Genomic DNA, 15,208 nt, shown 5'->3' with positions numbered 1-15,208 from the left:
GCGACGTCGTCTGCGTCCTCGTGCCGTCGTCGTAGGTGAAGCCGGGGTCAGGGACGGAACCTGAGGTGCCATGTGGGTCACCGTTGTCGGTGGCGCCGGGTGGGGGCGGTGGCTGGTGCGCCGGCCGGGGGGCGGAGGCATCGGGGCCTGTGCGAGGGTCGGGTGCCGTGCCGGGCGGGGGCGGCATGTCCACGCCGTAGTTGGTCCGAGGATCCGGGCCGGTGGCCGGCGCGGATATGGGTGCCACGGAATCGGGCCCTGTGTTCATGTTTCCCCCGTGCCGGCGTGGCCTGCTGCGTGTCAGGGCCCTTCGGCTGCTTCGCGATCACTTGTCGTTCGACCCTAGCTGCTCGTGGTCATGCCAAGCAAAGGTCGTCGTCACCCGCCCCGGCCTCCCCATTGCCACTACGCCGGCGAGGCGTTGAGGACGTGGTCCCGTGAAGCGTGGACCTCGCGGCGCAGAGCGGACAGGTCGACGTCGAGGATGTGACCGTTCCATTTGCGCGGCTCGCCGTTGATGAGGACGGCGCTGATGTTGCGGGGGTCCGAGCCCAGCACGACAGTGCCGATCGGGTCGTTGAGCGGCATGTTGTTGAGGTCCTCGGCCTGGATGACCAGCAGGTCGGCCTTCTTGCCCGGGGTGAGCGATCCGGTCACGGCCTCAAGGCCGTTCGTGCGGGCGCCCTGGAGGGTGGCGAAGTCCAGGACGTCGTGGGTGGTGATGCGGGAGGGCTGGTGGTCCGTGCCGTAGGCGGCGTTGACGGCGCGCATCCGCTGGATGGCGTGCAGCGCACGCATCTGCGTGAACATGTCGCTGGCCAGGGCGACTTCGACGTCGATGCTCAGTGCCGGGCGGATGCCGACGGACAGCGCCTCGTCGACTGCGGGGATAGCGGTCTCCAGACCGATCTGGGCTTCGGAGGTCGGCGCAAGTGCGACGGTGGTGCCGGTCTCCCCCATCGCCTTCCATGCCTCAGGGGTCAGTCCGGTGGCGTGGATGAGGGTGACGTCGGGGCTCAGGATGCCGTCCTTCGCCCACCGCAGTATCGCCTCGGAGGAAGGTGTGCCGAACACGGCGTCCACGCTCACGCCGATACTCAAGTCGGCGGCGACCCGTGCAAGTTCCGTGCCGTACGCGAGTCTCTGCCCGGCGATCTCGTCGGTGGCGAGTGCGGCGAGGCGCAGCGTCAGCAGTTGGTCGTCACTGGTGAAGTACTGGTACTTGAGGCGCGTCAGATCGCCGGGCCACTGGCGGTCCCAGTCGCCGAAATGCGGGCCCATGGAGGCGTGCACGCCGCGGATGCCGGTGTCGCGGAGGGCCTCTACGGCGGCGTCGGAGTGTTCCGGGGTGCGGGAGTTGTGGGAGAAGTCGAGCATGGTCGTGATACCGCTGTCGATCGCGGTGAGCGCGGCCAGTCTCGTTCCGACGTACATGTCCTCGGGGCGGTAGACGGTGGCGTAGCCGGCCAGGGTGGACATGACGTAGCCGCCGAGGTCGTCGACGTCGGGCATGATCCGGCGCAGCTGGGTCTCCCAGGCGTGCCGGTGGGCGTCGACGAAGCCGGGGCTGAGGATGGTTCCGGTGGCGTCGACGATCACTGCGTCGTCCGCAGCGGTGAGGTCATGGCCGACGGCGGTGACGGTGTCCCCCTCGATGAGGAGGTCGCCGTGGTCGATGACGCCGTACGCGGGGTCCATCGTGATGATGGTCGCGCCGGTGAACAGGACGCGCCGTTCTTTTGCGGGGCGGCGCCTGATCTGTTCGAGGACGGCGGCGCTGGTGGTGCTGTTGTCGGTCATCGAGGGCCTCTTCGTACGGTGGACGGGCGGGTGCGCCCGTGAGCGGCGGGGGCTGGTCGCCGCTCCAGGTTCGCCGTGCGGCGGGCTCGGAACCAGGCCGCCGTGTGGCCGGGTGTGCGGCACCCACCGTCGGCCTCGCGTTCGCAAGGGGTACGCCGGGGGACGCGTGTCGGCCGCCGTCCAGAGGTCGTGATGTCGCAGACGTTGGTGGGCGCCAGTGGCACAGGTGCTCGCATGGGGCGAGGGCTCGCCTCCATGGGTGTGCTGCTCCCTGGAAGCCTGCACCTGGGCGGACGGCGGCCTTGTTGTCATCGGCTGTCGGGCCGACCGTGGGTCCATGACCAGTAACGACACGCCCCGTGCTCCTCACCCGTACGTGGGGATGTGGGTGACCTCGGACGGATACATCCGCCAGGAACTGCTGCCGAACGGCCGCTACGACGAGGCTCGCGGCAGCCGCCGGAGCGCCTATACCGGCAGCTACACCGTCACCGGCAGCCATATCGACTACGTCGACGACACCGGGTTCACCGCTACCGGCGACGTCCGCGACGGCGTGCTCTTCCACGAGCACCTGGTGCTGTACCGCGAGGGCGACGAGCGCGCCCAGGAGCGAGGTGTCCGGTCGCGGTCGCGTGGCTGATCAGTCACGCAGAAGTTCGCCCTACGAGCGTGGCGCCTGTGTACGCCGTAGTGCCGGCGTGGACGTGTTGGACCGCAACTCAGCGGTTGGGCAGTGGGAATGGCTGCCTCGTCCACCTCGCGCAAAGACGGCGCACCATGCGGCACCGACTGGTCGCCGTCAGCGCCTCCACTCGTAGGCACCCGGTGATGTCTTGAGCACCTCGCTCGGCCACTCCCGCCGAACCAGTCGAAGGCGTTTCCGCTGATCATCGATCCACCCGTCCTCAAGGCACAGGGGGATGGACACGGAGATGCCGGAGCGGGCCACGTCTTCAACGTGGACGGTGGGCGTCTCATGCTCTCGGTCGAGTGCCCGGACCCGGATCTCAGGACTGCGGTCGTCATTCGGCCAACGGACGTCACCACCCGCGGCAAGCACATCGAGAGCGCGCGACCAGCCATCCAGGTCGTCGGGATACAGGCCGAGGTCCAGCCGCCCGCTCACGAAACCACTTTCGATCAGTACCTCGGCGTCGAGCAGATCGTGCAGCGGCAGCACTCCAGGCATTCGGCGACCCAGCACGCGTACTCGGAAGCTGTTGTCACCGTCCGAGAGATGGATCAGATCCACCACACACCTGTGCCCCTCATTCGTCACCGCTCACCGGCCCATCCTGTCGACCGAACCGTGTCGACGCCACCGACTTGTCCGGGAGTCGTTCAGTCGGGAGGAATGGGCGCGACCGCCGCCGGACCCGTCCATCGAAGACGGGCCGCACGGGCCGGTACCGGCGGCGGAAATCGGCCGGTGCGGAAGGGCGCGCTGCGCTGCCCGCCGTGCCGGGCGTCAGGCGATCTGGACGCTCGCATGGGTGGCCAGCCGGCGGTAGGAGGCCGGAATCCCGGGGCCTCGCTCGCCGAGGAAACCCGCGACCATCGCGGTGCCGACGTCGTTGAGGGCGCCGTCGTGCACAGCGATCGCGTCACGGGGAGCGACCTCACGTACGTAGTCGATCAGGTCCCCGACCGTGGACCAAGGTGCGTGTACGGGCAGCAGGAGTGTGCCGACCGGTGCGCTCGGGACGGTCAGGGCATCGCCGGGGTGGAAGAGGGCGTCGTCGACCATGAAGCCGATGTTGGGGATGCGCGGGATGTCCGGGTGGATGACCGCATGCCAGGTCCCGTGGACGCGGATGTCGAAGCCGGCGGCGCTGAAGGCGTCCCCGTCCCCCGTGGTGACGACCTGCGTGCCGATGCCGTCCAGCTTTCCGGCCACGGAGGAGTTGGTCCAAATCCGCAGGCCTGGATGTTCTGCGGCCGCCTTGCGCAGAACCTCCTCCGAGAAGTGGTCGAAGTGCTCGTGTGTGACGAGCACGGCGTCGGCGCCCTCCAGAGCCTCCGGGCCGGTCAGACCGCCTGGGTCGATGACCAGGCGACGCCCGTCCTTCTCCAACCGCACACACGCGTGCCCGAACTTGGTGAGCTCCATGATCGCCGCACCTCTCCACCGCAATGAAACTTATTTGTACAACTGGACTGTACAACTTGGTTAGAGATTGCGGCTACAGTGGTCCTATGCACGAAGACGCCCTGGCCGAGGAACTGCGGCGCTCGATCGGGGAGCTGGTCCGGGCGGTACGCGCCGTGGACACCATGCCGCCCGGCGAGGCCGCCATCCTCGGATTCCTCGACCGGGACGGCCCCCTGCCCACGGCCGACCTCGCCCGTCTGCGCGGCGTCACGCATCAGTCGGCCGCCAAGTCGGTCAAGGACCTTTCCGCCGACGGCCTGGTCCGAGCCGAGCCACACCCCGACGACGGCCGCAAGCTCCTGCTGCACCTCACCGACGCCGGCCGGTCCCGCCTCCAGCGGGAACGCACGTTGCGCGCGGGTGCGCTGGGTGCCGCCATCCGCGACACCTTCGACGCCGACGAAATACGGCAACTCAGTGAGTCAGTCACCCTGCTGTCCCGACTGACGGCCCGCCTCACCGGACGCTGATCGCTTCCGAGAGTCATTCCAGCCCTCTCAGCCCACATCGGCACGGCAAGGGGGCGGTCCCACCGCCGCGCGCTACCGTCGTCAGGGTGACGGGAGTCAATGCAGATCGGCGATGGTCCGCATCGATGCCGGCGGCCTATGAGCAATACCTCGTGCCGGTGGTCTTTCAGCCCTTCGCCGAGGACCTGGCCGCCCGGGCCGCGGCGCTTCGCCCTCGACGGATCCTGGAGCTCGCAGCGGGGACCGGCGTGTTGACCTCGTGCCTACTTGGAGCGCTGCCCTCGGCCGAGGTGACCGCCACCGACCTCAACGAAGCCATGGTCGCTTTCGGATCGACGCGGGCCCCAGGAGCGGTGTGGCGGCAGGCCGACGCGGAGCGGCTGCCGTTCCCGGACGACAGTTTCGACCTCGTGGTCTGCCAGTTCGGTGTGATGTTCTTTCCCGACCGCGTCGCGGCCTTCACGGAGGTCGGCCGGGTACTGGCCGCGGGTGGCCGGTTCCTGTTCAACACCTGGGGTCCGCTCGAGGCGCATGGCTTCGAGGTCGCACTGCAGGCAGGGTTGGAGCGGGCCTTCCCCGTCGACCCGCCAGAGTTCTTTCGGAGGATTCCGCACGGCTACGCGGATCCTGCTGTCGTCGGCGCCAACCTGACAGCTGCCGGATTCGACGTCGAGGACGAGCAGGAGCTGACCCTGCCGGGCCGGGCCGCCTCGACGGCCGACCTTGCCACTGGTTACCTCTCCGGGACGCCGGTACGCGCCGCCGTCGAAACCCACCCTGACGCGCCGGCTGTCCGGGCCACCGTCATCGACGAGATGACGGCACGGCTGGGGGCGGGGCCGGTCACGGCCAGCATGACGGCGTACGTCTTCCGCGCCACCGCTGCCCCCGCGGACCCCTCCGCCATGCGGGTGGACACGTGACGTCCTAGGGGGCCCCGCCCCTGATCCGGGCGACGACCTGATCAACGACTGGCCCTGCACCGCCCGCGAGAAGGCCTATCCACTCCCCGCCGGCTCCGCAGTCTCGCGCAGTAATGTCCGTCTGGCGGTTGGAGGGCAGGCCGCCCTCGCTCGTCGGGCAGGCGCGTCGCACGTTGTCATGCAGTTGAGGGGCGGGGCCGCTTCGACCTCCCCAGGCTTGACGGCCCCGCCCTCCAACTGGACAGCTGACGATTACCCCGAAGATCCGCGGCTACGCGTAGCCGTTTCGCAGGCCCGCGCGACGGGACAAAGCGGTCCCCAAGCGCAAATCGACCCACCAGGCATCATCCAGATCGCCGGTCCCGCGGTGCGGAGGTCATGCGCCGGTGGTGGGGGGCGCTGAATCGCACGTCCGGAGCCCCGTGACGTAGTTCTCGTTCGTCCCGTAACCGGCGAAGGTGGCCCGGCCGCCGGGCTCGATGACGCGGCACGGGGCCCACTGATTGTTCGTGTACTCGACTGTGACGGATACGGCGTCGTCACACCCGTTGTGGACATCGGTGTAACGCCAGCTCTGGAAGTACTCGACGCACTGCGGAGCCGGCCCTTCCAACGCCACAGCCGCGGACGGTGCGGCAGTCAAGGGCGTCAAGACGCCCAGCGAGAGGAAGGCGGGGACAGCTATGAGGGTCGGTACACGTCGCATCATGTGGATGGCCATGGGGTGCATCCTCAAGCCGCCGCACGGAGGTATGCAAGTTTCAGCAAAGGTTTTCAGACATGATGCGACTAGCTACAGAAGAGGCAGGTCACGAGCATTTTTCATGCTCGAAATAATTGCAGGAGGACGCCCTTTCGTTCAGTCCCTTGCGTGACGGCAGTTCAGCCACGTAAGCCGCCACGCGAGCAGGGTCCTCCGCCAAGCGTGGGGGTGCGTGACGTCCTCCCGGGCCTGACAGCCGCTGATCCGGGCGTCCCTGTCAACGAATTCCCGTGCACCGCCCACGTGGTGGGGGACGGTACTCAGATCAACGTTGGGCGGGTCTGAGCGCGGATCAGGGCTGCGGCTCCTCCTGCGGCCCGCCGGTCAGTACAGCTTGGTGACGGCCGTCTTCGTCGTCTTCTTGAAGGCGGTCACGGGCGCGTCACCGAAGTCGCCCATCTGGCCCCACCACACGACGGTGACCGTCTTGCCGTCCCGCCCGACCGACAGCAGGGCGACGTCATTGGCTCCCCAGGACGTCTCGGTGTGCAGGCCGCGGACGCGGGCGCCCTCCTCGACCGGCAGCTTGCCGTAGTCCCGGACCTCGGCCTCGACGTCGGGGTCGGCGGCCTCGATGCGGTCCGCGCACGTCCGGATCAGGTCGTCGTAGTGCTTCGCCAGAGCCTTGGCGAGGGCCGGCGTGTCCGCCACGACCGTCAACTGCGCGGCACCGGTGTCGAGGTCGGTGTGGAACGTACGCTGCCGGTAGTCGTAAGAGGGCACGCCTTCCGTGCTCACGCACAGGCCGAGTTCCTCCGGGAACCCCTCGGTGACGGGCCCTGCGGTCCAGGACGAGGTCGGGTGCGGCGGCAGCTGGGACGCCGACAGGAACTTGGGCGAGGCCGCCTTCGACGCGGCGCCGGCGGCCGGTGCCGTGAGGACGGTGCCTGCCGCCAGAGCGGCGACGGCGAGCGAGGTCAGAGCGCTCACTCGGATACGCGTGGACATGGGTGTTCCCCCGTGATGAATGCGTGGACGTGGAAGCCGCGGCGAGGCTGGCTGGTCAGCCCGGACCTGGTCGGCGCGACACCAAAAGCATCAGCGCTCACAGCGCCGAACACAACGACCGACAGCCGATCACACGCCATGGAACCATCCCAGGCCAGCTGACCTGCAGAAACAGCAAGGCCTGGGACACCGTCCCGGTCGCGGCGAGGTCACACGACGACCCGAGGAGCTGTGCCGACGAGGGGTGGGGCGCGCTGTGGGCCCCGGGGGTGGCGTCCCGGGCGCCCGCATCAAGCACGGTTCGTTCCTGGCGTTACGGTCAGAGCATGGATGCCGGCGGCCAGCCCACTCTTGATGAAATCGAAGAACGTTTCGTTTGGCTTGTCGCGGGTCGGTTGGCCCGTGACGAGGCCGATCGCTGGGCGGCGAGGTGGGTGATGGAGGACGGAATCGTCTGGGACGACCTGTCCTGGTGGGCCCTGAACCGCCTCCACGGCGTCGATCTCCCTGCGGCCGAGGGCGGCAGCTACCTGCACGACGACGAACAGGTGCGGACATGGCTCACTGAGCTGAGGACACGCCGAGCAATGTGAAGCGGCCGCAGCTCCGTCTCCAACCACCGCAAGCGCGCCGCCGTCGCAGCCTGTCCCAGCTCGGTGAACACCCATGCGGGCACAGCCCAAGAGGTGTCCCATGGCTATTGGTCACGGCGCTGGTCCAGGTGCCGAAACTGTGTGACTCCACATCCGCGCCGGCCCGCGCCGCGGCTATCGCGACCGCAGCATCGTCCGAGCTCACCTATGAGTCGATCACACTGTGCAGGCTGGCCCATCGCCCACCGCGCCGCCCGCCCACGGCAGATGAGGCTCCAGACGGCGCCACTCCTTGTTCGTCAGATCACCACGGCCCACGACCAACTACACGGCAACGGACATCGGAACCCTTATGGTGCACCGGACACGCCCTAGAGCGACTCGCCGCTCCCGACTGGGGCGATCCGCAGGTTCCAGCGGCCGGATCGGCCCGTCAGCTGGACGGCCGACAGCGGCGGAACGTCGATGCGCCAGAACGACTGTCGCGGCGCTCCCAGCGCGTGCAGCACTGCTGCACGCGCCACCGCCTGTTCGACCACGGCCACTACCCGGCCCGCGTCGTCCGGCACGCCGTCCATCCAGGCGGCGATCCTGGCGCACAGTTGCGCCACGGACTCCCCGCCGTGCGGGGCCGCTTCGGGGTCCGACATCCACTGGGCGAGCCCGGCGCCGTCACCGGCCGCGACCTCGTCCAGCGTCCGGCCCTGCCAACGGCCCATGTCCATGTCCCGGAGCTTCGGCTCCTCGACGACGGGCTCCCGTCTAAGGACCTCAGCGGTCTGCCGGCACCGCTGCGAAGGCGCCGTGAGGCAGGAGGGGGCCGCAGGCACTGATCCCGCGACTCCTCGCACCTGCGCCAGAGCCCTCTCGTCCAACGGCGTGTCTCCGCCGAATCGCACGTCGCGCTCCGTGGGGGCCGCGGCGCACAGCAGCGTGAGACGGATGGTCATGATGGGCCTTCCTGCGAGGTCGGTTCATCGTAGGTGGCGTACGCCATGTTGGCCGAAGTCCCCATTGCCCCCTACCATTCGGGGCGACAAGGACGACGGCGCCACGGAAGTCCGGTGCAAGCCCGGCACGGTCGCGCCACTGTGTGCCACCCCGCCATCCAGGCGAGGTGGTGAGTCAGACCCAACGCCGTCGTCGAGTGCTCCACACGATGCGGGACGCGTAGTTCCCGAGGAGGTCTCGCCATGGCGCAGTCCACTGCCGCCCCCACCCCCACCACCCAGACCCTCGCGCCGCTGCCGCTGCGGGCGGTCGCCCCCTGGGCCGTCTTCGTCGGCGTCCTGATGCTGGTCCTGCTGTACTTCGTCGGCGCCGAGCAGGGCGCCACCGCTCTGGTCTCCGGTGAGGGCGTGCACGAGTGGGTGCACGACGCCCGGCACCTCCTCGGTTTCCCCTGCCACTGACGGAGCACCTCGCGATGAACTCCGTCACCGTACGCACCTTGTTGGTGCGCGGCATGCTCGCCGGTCTGGGCGCCGGCGTGCTCGCCTTCGTCGTCGCCTTCTTGATCGGGGAGGGCTCCGTGGACGCGGCCATCGCGTTCGAGGAGTCCGCGTCCCATGACCACGGTCATCACGGCGGCGAGGAACTCGTCAGCCGCACCGTGCAGTCGACCGCCGGTCTGGCCACGGGCGTGCTCGTCTTCGGTGTCGCCATCGGCGGCATCGCGGCGCTCGCGTTCTGTTTCGTACTGGGCCGTATCGGCCGGTTCGGGGCACGGGCCACGGCCGCGTTCACGGCACTCGCCGGGTTCCTGCTCCTCTACCTGGTGCCGATCATCAAGTACCCCGCGAATCCGCCCGCCGTCGGCAACCCAGACAGCATCGGCGAGCGCACCATCCTGTTCGTGGGAATGATCGCCCTGAGTGTGCTGCTGGGCATAGCGGCCATCCTGCTGGGCCGCAAGCTCGCCCCGGCGTGGGGCAACTGGAACGCCTCCATCGCCGCCGGCGTCGCCTTCGTCGCGGCCATGGCGGTCACCATGGCCGTGCTGCCGCAGGGGGACAACACCCCCAAGGGGTTCCCGGCGACCGACCTCTGGGAATTCCGTGTGGCCTCGATCGGTATCCAGGCTGCTCTCTGGGCCAGCTTCGGGCTGTTGTTCGGCTTCCTGGCCGAACGCGTCCTGGAGCCGAAGCGGGTAGCGGACAGGGCCGTCTCGGCGGCCGCCTGAGCGAAAAGAAAAACGGCGGGGCTATCGGGGGCGCGCCCGGTAGCCCCGCCGTCGTCGTGTCCGCCTGCTGCGGACGCGGGTCAGATCCGGTCGAGGATCTTCTTGAACTTCTGGACCTCGGCGGACTGGGACTCGACGACGTCGGCGGCGAGCTTCTTGGCCGTGGCGTTACGGCCGTTCTTCTGCTCGTCCTTCGCCATGGCGATCGCCCCCTCGTGGTGCTCGATCATCATCTGGGCGAACATCCGGTCGAACGCGGTGCCCTTGGCGGCCTCGAGCTTCTGCATGTCCTCCTCGGACATCATTCCGGACATTCCTGACCCGCCGTGGCCCATGTCGGAGGAGCCGTGGTCCATGCCGGGCATGTCCTTCTCGGTGGACGCCGGCTTGCCCCAGGACTTCAGCCAGGACTTCATGGTCTGGATCTCGGGGTCCTGGGCCTTCTCGATGTCCGTGACCAGGGACTTGATCTCCGTGTCGCCGGCTCGGCCGTACGCGAGTTCGGCCATCTCCAGCGCCTGCTCGTGGTGCGGGATCATCATCTGGGCGAACATGACGTCCGCGTCGTTGAACGTGCCGGCTGCCCGGTTCTCGTCGGCCGACCGCGTGGGCGTGGCGGACGTGGCGGACGCGGAGCTCCCGCTCCCGTGCTCCATGCCGTCCATGTCGTCGCTGCCGCAGGCGGCCAGAAGCAGCCCGCTCGCCGCGACAGCGCTCACCAGCGCGATGCGACGGCGAAGGCGCTGACGCGGGGCAGGGTTGTGCGTGCTCATGTGCGAATACCTCGCTCGATCAGTTCTGTCAGGGGAAGTGGAAGTGCCGTACTGGCGCGGTGCGCGGGCATGACGAAGTCCGCGCTGCGTGTCGGCCTATATCCGCAGCACTGACAGCTGAGCGAAGAGGGGTCTGGACGGTGGCGGCAGGGCCGGGAGTACGGCCAGGGCTCGCGCGAGGAGAGCGGTGAGGTGCTGCTTCCGGCGAACCGCCGCTCCCAGCAGCGACCAGAGCAGCCATCCGGTGAGAATCGCCAGGCAGACGGACAGCGGGTCCATGCCGGTCATGGGGTGCTCTGCCGAGGACTGGACGGGAGTCAGGTCCCCGTGGTCCGTCAGCGCGGCGGGCCCGGTTGCTGGACCGACACCGGCAGCTACGTCGCCCTGATGAGGGCTGGCGGCGAAGTGGGATGCGCTGACGGTCCCTGTGCCGGACGAGTGGTCCGGGTGACCCATGGTGTGCATGGAGAACACGCCGAACGTGAGCACGGCCACCAGCAGGAGGTACCCGAAGGCACCGCCCACTCGCAGCCGACTGCTCACACGCACCATGGGCCTCATGCTACTCAGCTGAGGCTCTGAAGCCTTTCTACTGAGGCTTCGGCGCCGCGGCTTCCAGTTCATCGATGCTGCCGGACATGATCGTCCGGATGTGCTCGGTGAGGTGCTGGGCCGGCCAGTCCCACCAGGCGACGGCCAGGAGGCGGGCGATGTGCTCGCCGTCGAAGCGACGGCGGATGAGTTTGGCCGGGTTGCCGCCGACGATGCCGTAGTCGGGAACGTCGTCGACGACGACGGAACCGGAAGCGATGATCGCCCCGTGTCCGATACGGACGCCGGGCATCACCGTGGCCCGGTAGCCGAACCAGACGTCGTTCCCGACCACCGTGTCACCACGGCCGGGCAGCCCGGTGATGAGATCGAAGTGCTCGGTCCACGAACCGCCCATGATCGGGAACGGGAACGTCGAGGGGCCGTCCATGCGGTGGTTGGCGCCGTTCATGATGAACCGCACGCCCTCGCCCAGGGCGCAGTACTTTCCGATGACCAGCCTTTCCGGCCCGTAGTGGTACAGCACGTTGCGGGTCTCGAACGCGGTCGGGTCGTCCGGGTCGTCGTAGTAGGAAAACTCCCCCACCTCGATGAGCGGCGACGTGACCAGGGGTTTCAGCAGCACCACCCGAGTCTGGTCGGGCATCGGATGCACCACGGTCGGATCGGCGGGGACAGTTGGCATTCGATCGACTTCCTCACGCATCGCAGGCTCGGGCGGTTCATGATCGCAACACGCCCGCCGGGCGACCACCGGATTCTTCATGACAGGGCCGCCAGCACTACGCACTTGTGGACGTGTGTCTCAGCGGGTGTCATGATCACGCTGTCGTCGGGCGGAGGCCTGGCACGCAGGGAGAATCCGTGAAGGTGTACCTCGCCGTACTGCTTGCTCCTATGGCGCTGCTCATCGCCGCTTCCGGCCTTGCCGCGGTCACCAGCGGCTGGGTGCTTCCCATGAACCGGCGCCGTGTCCGCACCCCGCGGCTCTACGGCTGGGGTCAGCTGGTGATGGCCTTTGCCTTGTTCTGGCAGGTGATCTTCGGGGTGATCATCAGTGATTCCAGTGCTCGGCCATGGGGAACTCTGATCGGCTCCGCAATGCTGCTCGCCGGTCTCGTCGTCATGATGGTGGGTCAGCTGGCCGGCCGCGATCGCGGGAGTCGCGACACGGCGTGAACCCGCGCTAGAGCGCTCCTGTTGTTGCCAGAGATCGGGGGCGTCTGCCGTCGTAGCACGGTGACCAACTACCGGGTCGACTTGGGAAGTACGGAAGTACCACCCCCGAGTCGTCCCTCAAGGCGATCGCGGATGAGCGCCCTTTGCGAGAGGGAGCGTCAGTCCCAGATCCTCTGCCAGCAGGACCGTGGACAGGCGATCGTGCGTTTCCAGCTTGTTGTACAGCCCGTTCAGGTGCGCGTGGACCGTACGCACGGAGATGCCCAGGCGACGGGCGATGGCCGCGGCGGTGAGTCCCTCGGCCAGCACGTTCAGCACGGTGAGCTCGCGCGGGGTGATCCCCAACTCCCGGGCCTTGGTCGCCGGGTCGGTCGGCTCGCCGTGCCCCTCGTCGGCACCGGCCAGTCGACGCACCTCCCGCACATGGATATCGACACTTCGCAGCAGGGGCTGAAGCCGTGCCGCGAGAGAGGTCTCTCGTCCGGTGAAGTTCCTGCCCGGACGTCCCATGATGAAGCCGCGGATCACGTCTCCGGTCGCCGGTAGCGGAAGCGCCATCTGTCGCGTGGTGCCGTAGATCTCGTAGGCCTCGTGGAAGCAGTCCGACCTCAACCAGTCCATGCGGTCGCAGACTTCGTCCACGGTGGCGGGTCGCCGTTGACCGCTCGCGGTGTAGCGGAACAGCGGATGTTGCTGCTCCATGCGCCGTACGACGAGTTCCGCGAGTGGAGTACGTCCCACCCACTCGGGTGCCCAGCCTTCGGTGTGACCGGTTCGTTCCCGCCAGCGCAGGTCCACGAAAATGGTGGTTGTCGCGTGAAGGACCTCAAGTATTTCCTGGCCCACCAGATGCCACATCGATTCAGGCGTCCGGCTTTCCAGGACCGCTACCGCTATGTCGAGCATGCGCTCGTAGTCACGCTGCGATAAGTCAGCCATGGCGCCAGCATGCTGGAGGCGGCTGATCCTTTCTAGGTAATTCTCTCTATATCTCCGCTGCCATCGGCTCAGGCAGCATGTTTGCGCCCGGATGCATTCACTCGTCGGTCCGAGCATCGACCCCACTGAAACCCCACCTCACGGAGGTTCGTCATGCCACAAAAGAAAACACGACAGGACGCCCCGCCTCTTGAAGGAGATCCGCACGTCGAGCTCAGCGCCCTGGGGGACGGCACGATCCTCACCTCCTCCGCGGGCGGCGCTCCGTACCTCTACCAGGGCGGGCGGAGGAAGCGGATCCTCAGCCCCGCCGTCGTCCTCGCGGCCGGGGTCGACGTCCACCCGAGCAAGGTGCAGCAGGTGACGTTGTCCGAAGAGGAGCTCCAGCGCATTCCGGCCGCCGGTCCGCTCGCGCCGACGGGACCCGCCAGTTCGACTCGGGCCTGATGCACCTCGGTGCGAACCACTGGATGCGTACCTGGGGCGTCCTGGACCTGGGCACCGGCCAAGTGGCCGCCCAGACCCGCACGGCCACCTTCACCTGGTTCGGTGGCTATCACGGCGCGACGTACGTCATCTTCAGTGACGCGAACGACGCACCCGTCTTCCAGTCCGGACTGCACCGCTACGGCGTGGACGGAACGGTGATCGGCACGTCGGACCGAACGGACGCCTGGTGGGAGAGCATGCCGCCGGCCGACACCGCCCGGGTCGCGCGCCATGCCGTCTTCCTGACATGGGCGCCCGACTCGTTCGACAAGATCCTGGGCCGTTGGAACGAGTCCGGCGAAAAGGTGCCCTCCCTGATCGCGCGTATGGCCGCCGTGGCGGCGGTTTTCGCAGGGTGAGCGAAAGCCTTGCTTCCCCGCACGTCACTTCCTCGCACGCCACTTCACCGGCCACTTCCCCGCACGTCACTTCCCCGCACTTCAGTTCACTTCGAGGAGTCAGCGCATGCCTGAATACCGGATTCAAGTAGTCACCGGAAAGGTCGAGAGTGCCGGAACCGACGCGAACGTGTATCTGACCATCTACGGGAGCGCCGGTAGCAGCGAGGAAATCCACCTCGAAAGCGGCGGGGACGACTTCGAACGCGCCAGCGTGTCCAATTTCGTCCATACCCTTCGGGACCTGGGCGACCTACGAAAGGTCCGGATCCGGCACGACAACACCGGCGGGTGGCCGGGCTGGTTCCTGGAGCGGATCGTCATCCGCAACGAGGACAGCGACCAGGAATGGTCGTTCCCCTGCTCGTTGTGGCTCTCCACCGACGAGCACGACGAACAGATCGACCGGATCCTCGACCTGGCCTGACCGTCTCACGCAGACCTGAGGAGAGTGAAAGAGACAATGCACCTTCGCTTATGGCGCACCACGTTCGGGCTGATCAGCGCGGTGCTGCTGACCTGTGGCTTCACGGTCGGCTCCGCAACCGCCCAAGCTGACAGGCCGACGCGTGGACAGGTCCGCCAAGCCCAGGTCACCAGCTATCAACTGGTCCTGAAGAGCGGTGGACGATGCCTGGAATCCCCGCTGCAGAGTGACCCCACGGACGCGGTGTTCCAGTGGCCCTGTCACTCCGGCGCTCATCAACAGTGGTACCTGCAGTCCGCAGGTGACGGCTACGTCCTCATCCGCAGCCTGTACGACGGAAACTGCCTCGACGTGGTCGGAACGAGTAACGGGGCACCGGTGATCGCCTGGTCCGGAGGCTGCCACGGCGACACCAACCAGCAATGGCGACTGGCCTATCGCGGCAACGGCTACTACGAGCTCGTCGCCCGGCACAGCGCCAAGTGCCTGGACATGCCGCCCGGCGGCAACGGCACCTACGCCCACCAGTGGCAGTGCCACGGCGGAGACAATCAACAGTGGCAGCTCCGCTGACCCGTGAAAAACGGAACGGGGGCGATGACCGGCCCGTGCACGGG

21 protein-coding genes and 1 pseudogene are annotated in these 15,208 nt (G+C 67.9%); 11 read left to right on the top strand and 11 right to left on the bottom strand.

What is annotated here, in order from left to right; all coding sequences use genetic code 11:
• Window positions 1-405 precede the first annotated feature (405 nt).
• Window positions 406-1,800 (bottom strand): amidohydrolase family protein, encoded by a 1,395-nt coding sequence (locus tag KBY32_RS11635; RefSeq protein ID WP_210979871.1) that lies wholly within the window; start codon window positions 1,798-1,800, stop codon window positions 406-408.
• A gap of 337 nt (window positions 1,801-2,137) precedes the next feature.
• On the opposite strand from KBY32_RS11635, the gene KBY32_RS11630 reads away from it, so the two are divergent.
• Complete coding sequence (locus KBY32_RS11630; protein WP_210979870.1) at window positions 2,138-2,443, top strand: Atu4866 domain-containing protein; 306 nt, start codon at window positions 2,138-2,140, stop codon at window positions 2,441-2,443.
• Window positions 2,444-2,602: 159 nt separating this feature from the next.
• On the opposite strand, the gene KBY32_RS11625 is transcribed toward KBY32_RS11630, so the two are convergent.
• Together KBY32_RS11625 and KBY32_RS11620 are read right to left on the bottom strand one after the other, a co-directional pair.
• Window positions 2,603-3,058 carry a DUF5959 family protein gene (locus KBY32_RS11625; protein WP_210979869.1) on the bottom strand — a complete coding sequence of 152 codons (456 nt, stop codon included), beginning with the start codon at window positions 3,056-3,058 and terminating at the stop codon, window positions 2,603-2,605.
• A 213-nt stretch (window positions 3,059-3,271) separates the two neighbouring features.
• The gene (locus KBY32_RS11620) at window positions 3,272-3,913 is read right to left on the bottom strand and encodes an MBL fold metallo-hydrolase (protein WP_210979868.1); all 642 of its coding nucleotides are present in this window, start codon (window positions 3,911-3,913) and stop codon (window positions 3,272-3,274) included.
• Between the two features lie 86 nt (window positions 3,914-3,999).
• Here KBY32_RS11620 and KBY32_RS11615 point away from each other — a divergent pair, with 86 nt between their 5' ends.
• Both KBY32_RS11615 and KBY32_RS11610 read left to right on the top strand, forming a co-directional pair.
• Window positions 4,000-4,425: a MarR family winged helix-turn-helix transcriptional regulator gene (locus tag KBY32_RS11615; protein ID WP_210979867.1), complete on the top strand. Its 426-nt coding sequence runs from the start codon at window positions 4,000-4,002 to the stop codon at window positions 4,423-4,425.
• Between the two features lie 125 nt (window positions 4,426-4,550).
• The gene (locus tag KBY32_RS11610) at window positions 4,551-5,348 is read left to right on the top strand and encodes a class I SAM-dependent methyltransferase (protein WP_210980042.1); all 798 of its coding nucleotides are present in this window, start codon (window positions 4,551-4,553) and stop codon (window positions 5,346-5,348) included.
• 376 nt (window positions 5,349-5,724) lie between these two features.
• Here KBY32_RS11610 and KBY32_RS11605 read toward each other — a convergent pair whose 3' ends face one another.
• Both KBY32_RS11605 and KBY32_RS11600 read right to left on the bottom strand, forming a co-directional pair.
• On the bottom strand, window positions 5,725-6,069 hold the full coding sequence (locus KBY32_RS11605) for an alpha-amylase (protein WP_247689324.1): 345 nt from the start codon (window positions 6,067-6,069) through the stop codon (window positions 5,725-5,727).
• Between the two features lie 366 nt (window positions 6,070-6,435).
• Entirely contained in the window at window positions 6,436-7,059 is a 624-nt protein-coding gene (locus tag KBY32_RS11600; RefSeq protein WP_055620400.1) for a hypothetical protein, read from the bottom strand.
• Window positions 7,060-7,385: 326 nt separating this feature from the next.
• Here KBY32_RS11600 and KBY32_RS11595 point away from each other — a divergent pair, with 326 nt between their 5' ends.
• Window positions 7,386-7,652: a hypothetical protein gene (locus KBY32_RS11595; RefSeq protein WP_210979865.1), complete on the top strand. Its 267-nt coding sequence runs from the start codon at window positions 7,386-7,388 to the stop codon at window positions 7,650-7,652.
• Between the two features lie 211 nt (window positions 7,653-7,863).
• On the opposite strand, the pseudogene KBY32_RS35935 reads toward KBY32_RS11595, so the two are convergent.
• Together KBY32_RS35935 and KBY32_RS11590 are read right to left on the bottom strand one after the other, a co-directional pair.
• Window positions 7,864-7,970 (bottom strand): annotated as a pseudogene (locus KBY32_RS35935) (IS5/IS1182 family transposase); the annotation flags it as partial.
• Between the two features lie 53 nt (window positions 7,971-8,023).
• Window positions 8,024-8,602, bottom strand: coding sequence for a histidine phosphatase family protein (locus KBY32_RS11590; RefSeq protein WP_210979864.1), 579 nt, complete (start codon window positions 8,600-8,602; stop codon window positions 8,024-8,026).
• A gap of 243 nt (window positions 8,603-8,845) precedes the next feature.
• On the opposite strand from KBY32_RS11590, the gene KBY32_RS11585 reads away from it, so the two are divergent.
• Both KBY32_RS11585 and KBY32_RS11580 read left to right on the top strand, forming a co-directional pair.
• On the top strand, window positions 8,846-9,064 hold the full coding sequence (locus KBY32_RS11585; protein WP_055620396.1) for a CbtB-domain containing protein: 219 nt from the start codon (window positions 8,846-8,848) through the stop codon (window positions 9,062-9,064).
• Window positions 9,065-9,078: 14 nt separating this feature from the next.
• Window positions 9,079-9,834, top strand: a complete 756-nt coding sequence (locus KBY32_RS11580; RefSeq protein WP_115505136.1) for a CbtA family protein — start codon at window positions 9,079-9,081, stop codon at window positions 9,832-9,834.
• An 80-nt stretch (window positions 9,835-9,914) separates the two neighbouring features.
• Here the strand turns inward: KBY32_RS11580 and KBY32_RS11575 are convergent, their stop codons facing one another.
• The 3 genes from KBY32_RS11575 to KBY32_RS11565 form a co-directional block, all read right to left on the bottom strand.
• Complete coding sequence (locus tag KBY32_RS11575; RefSeq protein ID WP_210979863.1) at window positions 9,915-10,607, bottom strand: DUF305 domain-containing protein; 693 nt, start codon at window positions 10,605-10,607, stop codon at window positions 9,915-9,917.
• Between the two features lie 96 nt (window positions 10,608-10,703).
• Entirely contained in the window at window positions 10,704-11,159 is a 456-nt protein-coding gene (locus KBY32_RS11570) for a hypothetical protein (RefSeq protein ID WP_210979862.1), read from the bottom strand.
• 37 nt (window positions 11,160-11,196) lie between these two features.
• Entirely contained in the window at window positions 11,197-11,844 is a 648-nt protein-coding gene (locus tag KBY32_RS11565) for a CatB-related O-acetyltransferase (RefSeq protein WP_210980041.1), read from the bottom strand.
• A gap of 179 nt (window positions 11,845-12,023) precedes the next feature.
• On the opposite strand from KBY32_RS11565, the gene KBY32_RS11560 reads away from it, so the two are divergent.
• Window positions 12,024-12,338, top strand: coding sequence for a hypothetical protein (locus tag KBY32_RS11560; RefSeq protein ID WP_210979861.1), 315 nt, complete (start codon window positions 12,024-12,026; stop codon window positions 12,336-12,338).
• A 117-nt stretch (window positions 12,339-12,455) separates the two neighbouring features.
• On the opposite strand, the gene KBY32_RS11555 is transcribed toward KBY32_RS11560, so the two are convergent.
• Window positions 12,456-13,277: a LuxR C-terminal-related transcriptional regulator gene (locus KBY32_RS11555; protein ID WP_210979860.1), complete on the bottom strand. Its 822-nt coding sequence runs from the start codon at window positions 13,275-13,277 to the stop codon at window positions 12,456-12,458.
• A 153-nt stretch (window positions 13,278-13,430) separates the two neighbouring features.
• On the opposite strand from KBY32_RS11555, the gene KBY32_RS11550 reads away from it, so the two are divergent.
• The 4 genes from KBY32_RS11550 to KBY32_RS11535 all read left to right on the top strand — a co-directional run bounded on the left by KBY32_RS11550 (window position 13,431) and on the right by KBY32_RS11535 (window position 15,164).
• On the top strand, window positions 13,431-13,724 hold the full coding sequence (locus KBY32_RS11550; protein WP_210979859.1) for a hypothetical protein: 294 nt from the start codon (window positions 13,431-13,433) through the stop codon (window positions 13,722-13,724).
• The gene (locus tag KBY32_RS11545) at window positions 13,724-14,125 is read left to right on the top strand and encodes a hypothetical protein (protein WP_210979858.1); all 402 of its coding nucleotides are present in this window, start codon (window positions 13,724-13,726) and stop codon (window positions 14,123-14,125) included. Before KBY32_RS11550 ends, KBY32_RS11545 begins: the two co-directional genes overlap by 1 nt.
• Window positions 14,126-14,231: 106 nt before the next feature.
• The gene (locus KBY32_RS11540; RefSeq protein WP_115505143.1) at window positions 14,232-14,591 is read left to right on the top strand and encodes a PLAT/LH2 domain-containing protein; all 360 of its coding nucleotides are present in this window, start codon (window positions 14,232-14,234) and stop codon (window positions 14,589-14,591) included.
• 36 nt (window positions 14,592-14,627) lie between these two features.
• Window positions 14,628-15,164: an RICIN domain-containing protein gene (locus KBY32_RS11535; protein ID WP_210979857.1), complete on the top strand. Its 537-nt coding sequence runs from the start codon at window positions 14,628-14,630 to the stop codon at window positions 15,162-15,164.
• The last annotated feature ends 44 nt before the right edge of the window (window positions 15,165-15,208 follow it).

It is taken from the genome of Streptomyces sp. RK62, from assembly GCF_018070255.1.
Classification (GTDB): Bacteria; Actinomycetota; Actinomycetes; order Streptomycetales; family Streptomycetaceae; genus Streptomyces; species Streptomyces nigra.
The sequence above is the reverse complement of the archived record's forward strand: the minus strand, read 5'-3'. Positions and strand labels throughout refer to the sequence as shown.

Excerpts from the sequence above, each read along its gene's own strand:
- KBY32_RS11635 (WP_210979871.1), bottom strand. The coding sequence starts at position 1,800 with ATGACCGACAACAGCACCACCAGCGCCGCCGTCCTCGAACAGATCAGG.
- KBY32_RS11630 (WP_210979870.1), top strand. The coding sequence starts at position 2,138 with ATGACCAGTAACGACACGCCCCGTGCTCCTCACCCGTACGTGGGGATG.
- KBY32_RS11620 (WP_210979868.1), bottom strand. The coding sequence starts at position 3,913 with ATGGAGCTCACCAAGTTCGGGCACGCGTGTGTGCGGTTGGAGAAGGAC.
- KBY32_RS11615 (WP_210979867.1), top strand. The coding sequence starts at position 4,000 with ATGCACGAAGACGCCCTGGCCGAGGAACTGCGGCGCTCGATCGGGGAG.
- KBY32_RS11610 (WP_210980042.1), top strand. The coding sequence starts at position 4,551 with ATGCCGGCGGCCTATGAGCAATACCTCGTGCCGGTGGTCTTTCAGCCC.
- KBY32_RS11605 (WP_247689324.1), bottom strand. The coding sequence starts at position 6,069 with ATGGCCATCCACATGATGCGACGTGTACCGACCCTCATAGCTGTCCCC.
- KBY32_RS11600 (WP_055620400.1), bottom strand. The coding sequence starts at position 7,059 with ATGTCCACGCGTATCCGAGTGAGCGCTCTGACCTCGCTCGCCGTCGCC.
- KBY32_RS11595 (WP_210979865.1), top strand. The coding sequence starts at position 7,386 with ATGGATGCCGGCGGCCAGCCCACTCTTGATGAAATCGAAGAACGTTTC.
- KBY32_RS11590 (WP_210979864.1), bottom strand. The coding sequence starts at position 8,602 with ATGACCATCCGTCTCACGCTGCTGTGCGCCGCGGCCCCCACGGAGCGC.
- KBY32_RS11585 (WP_055620396.1), top strand. The coding sequence starts at position 8,846 with ATGGCGCAGTCCACTGCCGCCCCCACCCCCACCACCCAGACCCTCGCG.
- KBY32_RS11580 (WP_115505136.1), top strand. The coding sequence starts at position 9,079 with ATGAACTCCGTCACCGTACGCACCTTGTTGGTGCGCGGCATGCTCGCC.
- KBY32_RS11575 (WP_210979863.1), bottom strand. The coding sequence starts at position 10,607 with ATGAGCACGCACAACCCTGCCCCGCGTCAGCGCCTTCGCCGTCGCATC.
- KBY32_RS11570 (WP_210979862.1), bottom strand. The coding sequence starts at position 11,159 with ATGGTGCGTGTGAGCAGTCGGCTGCGAGTGGGCGGTGCCTTCGGGTAC.
- KBY32_RS11565 (WP_210980041.1), bottom strand. The coding sequence starts at position 11,844 with ATGCCAACTGTCCCCGCCGATCCGACCGTGGTGCATCCGATGCCCGAC.
- KBY32_RS11555 (WP_210979860.1), bottom strand. The coding sequence starts at position 13,277 with ATGGCTGACTTATCGCAGCGTGACTACGAGCGCATGCTCGACATAGCG.
- KBY32_RS11550 (WP_210979859.1), top strand. The coding sequence starts at position 13,431 with ATGCCACAAAAGAAAACACGACAGGACGCCCCGCCTCTTGAAGGAGAT.
- KBY32_RS11545 (WP_210979858.1), top strand. The coding sequence starts at position 13,724 with ATGCACCTCGGTGCGAACCACTGGATGCGTACCTGGGGCGTCCTGGAC.
- KBY32_RS11540 (WP_115505143.1), top strand. The coding sequence starts at position 14,232 with ATGCCTGAATACCGGATTCAAGTAGTCACCGGAAAGGTCGAGAGTGCC.
- KBY32_RS11535 (WP_210979857.1), top strand. The coding sequence starts at position 14,628 with ATGCACCTTCGCTTATGGCGCACCACGTTCGGGCTGATCAGCGCGGTG.